This is a genomic window from Verrucomicrobiota bacterium (assembly GCA_016871535.1).
GTDB lineage: Bacteria > Verrucomicrobiota > Verrucomicrobiia > Limisphaerales > SIBE01 > VHCZ01.
This window is the reverse complement of record VHCZ01000308.1, coordinates 1-6,931: the sequence shown is the minus strand read 5'-3', so window position 1 is coordinate 6,931 and position 6,931 is coordinate 1. Positions and strand designations below refer to the sequence as shown.

General features: G+C 59.0%; 5 protein-coding genes. 2 read left to right on the top strand and 3 right to left on the bottom strand.

The features are described from left to right. Positions 1–204 precede the first annotated feature (204 nt). The 3 genes from FJ398_24600 to purL form a co-directional block, all read right to left on the bottom strand. Complete coding sequence (locus FJ398_24600; protein ID MBM3841075.1) at positions 205–1,290, bottom strand: phosphoribosylformylglycinamidine cyclo-ligase; 1,086 nt, start codon at positions 1,288–1,290, stop codon at positions 205–207. Positions 1,291–1,382: 92 nt separating this feature from the next. Next, positions 1,383–2,846 carry an amidophosphoribosyltransferase gene (locus FJ398_24595; protein MBM3841074.1) on the bottom strand — a complete coding sequence of 488 codons (1,464 nt, stop codon included), beginning with the start codon at positions 2,844–2,846 and terminating at the stop codon, positions 1,383–1,385. A gap of 55 nt (positions 2,847–2,901) precedes the next feature. After that, a complete protein-coding gene (gene purL, locus FJ398_24590; protein ID MBM3841073.1) occupies positions 2,902–5,379 on the bottom strand; it encodes a phosphoribosylformylglycinamidine synthase subunit PurL in 2,478 nt (825 codons plus the stop codon). 79 nt (positions 5,380–5,458) lie between these two features. Between purL and FJ398_24585 the strand changes: the two genes are divergently transcribed. Together FJ398_24585 and FJ398_24580 are read left to right on the top strand one after the other, a co-directional pair. Next, positions 5,459–5,692 (top strand): hypothetical protein, encoded by a 234-nt coding sequence (locus FJ398_24585; protein MBM3841072.1) that lies wholly within the window; start codon positions 5,459–5,461, stop codon positions 5,690–5,692. Between the two features lie 133 nt (positions 5,693–5,825). Continuing rightward, the gene (locus FJ398_24580) at positions 5,826–6,797 is read left to right on the top strand and encodes a restriction endonuclease (GenBank protein MBM3841071.1); all 972 of its coding nucleotides are present in this window, start codon (positions 5,826–5,828) and stop codon (positions 6,795–6,797) included. Positions 6,798–6,931 lie beyond the last annotated feature (134 nt).

The window sequence follows — 6,931 nt, the reverse complement described above, 5'->3', positions numbered from 1 at the left end:
GGCGCCTGGCCGGCTGCGGCGTTGCTCGTCGGTCACAGCCCCAAAACGGGGATGCTCCCTCCTCGCGCCTTGCATCCGGCCAGGCGGCGCTCCCGCCAAAACCGGAAGTTATTTTTGCACAGACCCTAAGGGTTACGTCCACTCAGCCGAGGCTAAACCCTCTCTGTTGCCTCCGTTTGCTCCTGTTCAGATTGGGGTGCCCGCTTAAACGACCCTGGCTCGTCCCTTTCCTTTGACGACCTCGCCGATCAACCACGCGCGATGCTTTCGTGAACGGATCCATCGCAAGGCGGCCTCAGCTTCTTGCGGAGCGACGATGGCGACCATGCCGATCCCCATGTTGAAAACCTGGTAAAGCTCCGGTTCCGGCACGCTGCCTTTGGCCTGGATGATCTGGAAAATCGGCAGCACGTCCCACGTTCCCTTTCGAATGACCGCGTCGCAATTCTTCGGCAGCACGCGCGGGAGGTTGTCGATGAAACCGCCGCCGGTGATGTGAGCGAAAGCGCGGACGATTGGCGATTGGCGATTGGCGATTGGCGACTTGCGCAAACCTGCGCCATTGAAGCGCCGCAGCAACTCCTGCACGAGCGGACCGTAGCTGACGTGGACTTTGAGCAGCTCATCTCCGATGCAATTGCCGAGTTCCGCGACGCGGCTCGCAGGTTTTAACTTCATCTGCTCAAAGAAAATCTTTCGCGCCAGCGAATACCCGTTCGTGTGCAGGCCGCTCGACGCGATGCCGATCACGGCGTCGCCGCGACGGACCGTCTTCGCGCCATCGAGCATCCGCGATCTCTCCACGACGCCGACGATGGTGCCGCTGACGTCGTATTCGCCCGGCTGATAGAAGCCCGGCATCTGGGCGGTCTCACCGCCGATGAGCGCGCAGCCGTTCTCGGCGCAGGCCTTCGCAAAACCCGCGATGATCTGCGAGAAGACGTGCGGTTCCAGTTTGCCCGTGCCGAGGTAGTCGAGAAAGAAAAGCGGATCGGCGCCAAGCACCGCGATGTCGTTCACGCAATGATTGACAAGGTCCTGGCCAATCGTGTCGTGCCGGTCCATCGCGAAGGCGATCTTGAGCTTCGTTCCCACGCCATCCACGCTGGAGACCAGCACGGGCTGGCGGTATTTGCGCGTGTCCAGGGCGAACAACCCGCCAAAGCCGCCGACTTTGCCGAGCACTTCTCGGCGATGGGTTGCTGCGAGCAGTCGGGGCAATGAGCTTTTGACCCGGTTGCCCAGGTCGATATCCACTCCAGCGGCAGCGTAGGCATTTTTTCTGATCATTGGCTCTGTGCGAGAATCATCTTTTGTGTTGGACCACGCATCACACGGATAACAAGTGACACGGGATACCTGAAAGGTGCTTGCCCGAAGCGCTACAACAGGCGCGGCTGCAACTCTTCTTTGGCCAGCCCTTCGCCCAGGCTCTCGACGCGGGCGCGGCGGCGTTCGATGATGTTCTTGTCGATGGACGGATCGTACGGCACCGGGTAATCGCCGTCGTAGCACGCCATGCAAAACCCTTTCTTCGGGAGACCGGTGGCGGCGACCATGCCTTCCTGGGAAAGGTACGCCAGCGAATCCGCGTTCAAGTATTTTTGGATTTCCCGGACGGAATGGTTGGCGGCCATGAGCTTGCTGCGGTCGGGAAAGTCGATGCCATAGACGCACGGATGCATGTGCGGCGGGCAGCTCACCCGCACGTGCACTTCGCGCGCGCCGGCTTCCTTGAGCGTTTTCACGCGCGTCTTGCAGGTCGTGCCGCGCACGATGGAATCGTCCACGATGATGACGCGTTTGCCTTCGACCAGTTCAGGAATCAGGTTGAGCTTCACCCGCACATCGAAGTCGCGGATCAATTGCGAGGGCTGAAGGAAGCTGCGTCCCACGTAATGATTCCGGATGAAGGCCATCTCCAATGGAGTTTTCGACTCGCGCGAGTAACCGAGCGCCGCGTAAAGGCCGCTGTCCGGAACCGGGATGACGATGTCCGCCTCGACCGGGTGTTCGCGGGCGAGTTGGCGGCCCATCTCGATGCGGACCTGGTAAACGCTCTGGCCGGCGATCACGCTGTCCGGCCGCGCGAAATAGACATACTCAAATATGCAAAAGGCGCGGCGCTGGTGTTCGGGAAAGGCCGGCAAACTGCGCAAACCGTTCTTGTCGATGATGACGATTTCTCCCGGTTCGACGTCGCGGACCAATTTGGCGTGGATCTGGTCGAAGGCGTTGGTCTCACTCGACAACACCCAGGCTCCGTCCACACTGCCGATGGAGAGGGGCCGGAATCCGTGCGGATCGCGGACTCCGATCAACTCCTGCTCCGTCATGATGATGAGCGAGTAAGCCCCTTCGATCCGGCGCACCGTCTGGATCAGGTTGTTCTCCGTGCCGCCCAGGGTCGGCTGGGCCATCAGGTGCAGAATGATCTCGCTATCGACCGTCGTCTGGAACACCTGGCCCTTTTCCTCCAGTTCGTCCCGCAGGACGACGGCGTTGGTCAAGTTGCCGTTGTGGGCGATGGCGATCTGGCCGCGGCGGCAACTGATGGTCAGCGGCTGGGCGTTCTGCAAGTGGGAAGATCCCGTGGTGGAATAGCGCGTGTGGCCCACCGCCATTTGACCGACCAGTTCGTGCAGGATCTTGCCGGTGAAAACTTGCGAAACATAGCCCATGCCCCGGTGGCTGCGGAACTGTTTGCCATCGCAGGCGACAATGCCCGCGCTCTCCTGGCCGCGGTGCTGGAGCGCGTAGAGGCCGTAGTAGGTGAGGTCCGCGGCCTCCGGATGACCGAACACTCCGAAGACGCCGCAGTAATGTTTGGGGTAGTTTTGAGCCATTCAGATCAATGTGAGCCGGTCAAGCGCGTGAGTCCGAAATCAGTCCGGAATCGAGTCATCTCATCGCGCGCGCGATGGAATTCCACCAGAGGTCGTGCAACTCGCGCAAGTCCCAAGTCCATTCGCGCGCGTCCAGTTTGATTTTCAACGCCGCGCCGCTGACCGAGCCGAGCCGCGCCGCCGGGACATTCCATTGCCGGGCCTCCTGCAAGACTTCCTCGGCTCTCGTCGCCGCGACCGAGACAATCACGCGCGACTGCGTTTCGCCAAAGAGCAAAGCATCCAGACGAATCCCCATTCCCGGTTCTTTGGCTGAATCCCGTTCGCTGCTTTGAGATTTGAGATTTGAGATTTGAGATTCGAGGACGGTCAAATCCAGCTCCGCACCGATCAAGCGCGGCGTGTCGCGGGCCACCTGCTGCGAGATGCAGCTCTCCGCCAGAGCCACGGCCAGCCCGCCTTCGCTGCAGTCGTGCGCGCTCTTGATCAGACCCGCGCTGATCAATGCCCGCAGCGCGTCGTGCAGATTCTTCTCTCGAGCCAGGTCGCATCCTGGCGGACGCCCGTTCTTCAAACCGTGGATTCGCTGGAGATACGCGGAGCCGCCAAGCCCGAGCATCGGATCGCTCGCCTCGATTCCGTTTCCCAGGAGAATGATGGCATCGCCTTCGTCCTTGAACCACTGCGTCGTGATATGTTCCGGCTTCTCGATCAAGCCGACCATCGCGACGGTCGGTGTCGGATCGATCGGCCCGGCGGGATTCTGGTTGTAAAGACTGACATTGCCGCCCGTGACGGGCACGCCGAACGCACGGCACGCTTCCGCCAGACCTTCGACGGATTTTTGAAGCTGATAGAAAATCTCCGGATTGTGCGGATTGCCGAAGTTCAAATTGTCCGTGATCCCCAGCGGCGTCGCGCCGGTGCAAGCCAGGTTGCGCGCGGCTTCGGCGACGGCGATCTTGCCGCCCTCGAAAGGATCAAGATAGACATACGCGGCGTTGCAATCGACCGTGAGCGCGATGAACCGGTCCGGTTTCGGATTTCGGGTTTCGGATTTCGGATTTTCGGGAAGGGGCGGCAACGAATCCTCTTTGATCCGCAGCACGGCGGCGTCCGATCCGGGGCGCACCACTGAGCCCGCGCGCACGGTGTGGTCGTACTGGCGGAACACCCAATTCTTGGACGCCAGGCTCGGCCAGGAAAGCAGGGCTTTCAAATCCGCGATGGGGTCATTCGTGTCGGCAACCTTTGCGAGGGTGAATTCGCGCACGGCTTTCAGGTAGCCGGGCTCGCGCGATTCCCGATGGTAAATGGGCGCTTCATGCGCGAGTTTTCGCGCCGGGATGTCAGCGGCCACTTTCCCATGATTCTTCACGACCATTCTCCCCGTGTCGGTGACGACGCCGATCTGCGCCCAGGGCAAATCCCATTTCTCGAAAATGCGTTTCACCTCCTCTTCACGGCCTTTCTTGACGATGATGAGCATCCGCTCCTGCGATTCGCTCAGCATGATCTCGTAGGGCGTCATGTTGGGCGCGCGCTGCGGCACGCGGCTCAGATCGATCTCGATGCCCGTGCCGGCGCGGGCCGCGGTCTCGCACGTCGAGCAGGTCAATCCCGCCGCGCCCATGTCCTGCATGCCGGCGACCGCGCCGGTGGCCAGCAATTCCAGGCACGCCTCGCACACGAGCTTCTCCATGAAAGGATCGGCCACTTGCACCGCGCCACGCTGTTGCTCCGCGGATTCCTCCGTCAAATCCTGGGAGGCAAACGCCGCGCCGGCCAGACCGTCCCGACCTGTGGCCGGGCCGACATAGAACACCGGGTTGCCAATCCCTTTGGCCGCGCCGCGCGCGATTTGTTCGTGCCGCAGGACGCCCAGGCAAAAGGCGTTGACGAGCGGATTGCCTTGATACGATTTGTCGAAATAAACCTCGCCCGCGAGGGTTGGAATGCCGAAGCAATTGCCGTAATGCGCGATCCCGGCCACGACGCCGCTGAACAACCGTTTGTTATTGGCGATGGCCGATTTCCCCTCACCCGTCCTGCGGACACCCTCTCCCCCTCCGAGGGGGAGAGGGACGGGGTGAGGGGGCCGTTCGTGGGGAGAGGTGTCCTCCGTTATCGGTCCAAAGCGCAAGGAATTCACCGCACAAACAGGCCGCGCGCCCATCGTGAAAATGTCGCGAATGATTCCTCCGACGCCGGTCGCCGCGCCCTGAAACGGCTCGACGGCGCTGGGATGATTGTGGGATTCGATCTTGAATGCGATCGCCAGCCCGTCGCCGATGTCGATCACGCCGGCGTTCTCTTCGCCTGCGCCGACGAGGATTTTCGGCGATTTCGTGGGGAACTTCTTCAGCAGCGGGCGCGTGTTTTTGTACGAGCAATGCTCACTCCACATGACGGAGAAGATGCCCAACTCAGTGTACGACGGCTCGCGGCCAAGGATTTCCTTGACCCGTTCATACTCTTCCACGGTCAGGCCATGCTCTTCAACTAACTCCGGTGTAATGCTGGGTTCGGTCATCCGTTTACAACTCGTGCGGTTCAAAAACGAGACAGGAGCATGGAGATTCCAGTCTCCCGACACAAGCAAATCACATGGCGTGCCCCTGTACCGGGTAGAGCTGCGTTGCCGCGCAGCCGGTCTTCAGTCGATACGGCGGCGCAGCCAGCACCGCCCTGCGATCGACACCGGGCACCTGGCTCTTGTGCATGGCACCGAGGCCACGGCGGCTTCCCATGAATCAGACGGTAGGGCGAGCCTGTCCCCAGCGAGCCGAGTCGGACGTGTTCCAAGCAGTTCGAACAGCCGTTCTTCGCTGTTTTCAGTAATTTAATGGATGACCCCTTTACGGGTGCGCAAGCGGCCGGCGAATTGACTTCACGAAAATGTAAAGCGGCCTTTCGCGAAGACGCAGATGTACAGGCACAAGCTTGCAAAAAAGCGTTTTGCAGATGTAGTCTCCGTTAATGGCGCAACCCAAAAACAACTCACGCTCTTGGTGGCAAAAGATTACGGAAATTTGGTCTGAAAAGTCGGCTTTGGGGCAAGCTTCAGTTACGCCAATTGAACACCCGGAACGAGCCTCTCAGCAAAAGGCGGAATTCAAAACAATCCAAAAATCCACATCTGAACAAGCGCCAGTTCCAATGGCCGATCATCCGGATTCAAATCCAAACCTAGTCTCGCCAGAGCACCGTGAGCAACCTGAAACAATCCAAACGGACAAGGTAATATCGTCTGCCTACAAGGAGCGGATGACTCAATATGAGCGATTCGTACGACGAATGGCACGCCGCGAACAAGAGGCAATAGAGAGCAATCAAGGAAGGTTATCAAAAACGCTGACAAGAGAGGAGCGAGACAAGAAGAAACGCGCAGCCGATGCGAAGCGACTTCTGATAGTTCGAGAACATAAAGAGGCTCTGCGTCTCAAGAAAATGCAGTGTCGAAATACGTGGGGGCGTTTAGAATCAGATGAATGGAATCGCATTTTGGAGCAGTTTCTTAGGACAGTCTTGAGGGCTTCCCGTGATGACTTGCCACTATGGAGAAAACAAATCAATTCCATTGTGGGGCCAGCGCTTCTGAAGAAGGCAAAACTTAGTCGCGTAAGTGTGGGGTCTAGTTTCGAGTTCGAAGTTGCTGCGCAATTGCGAAGTCTCGGCTGGACTGTGCAATTATTGGGAAAATCCGGTGACCAAGGAGGTGATCTCTTGGCGCAAAAAAACAACAAAAATGTGGTGGTTCAGTGCAAAAACTTTAGTAGTAGCAAAGTTGGAAACGCTGCCGTTCAAGAAGTTGCAGCCGCCAAACAATTCTACCATGCTTCTGCGGCCGTGGTTATTTGTCCCAATGGATTTACTCGTCAGGCACAAGCACTCGCCGATAAAACGTGTGTGCTACTTTTAGCGCCGGATCAATTGTCAGTTCTGGGGTGACTTCAGCTTGAAAGAATCTAAGAGCGTGTCCGAAAATTCCGCGGGGTCCTGTTTTCGCGCCAAAGGCCGGATGGCGAGGCGCAACGAAGGAGAATATCCTCCCTGGATCTTCGACTGAGGAGCAACGAAGCCAG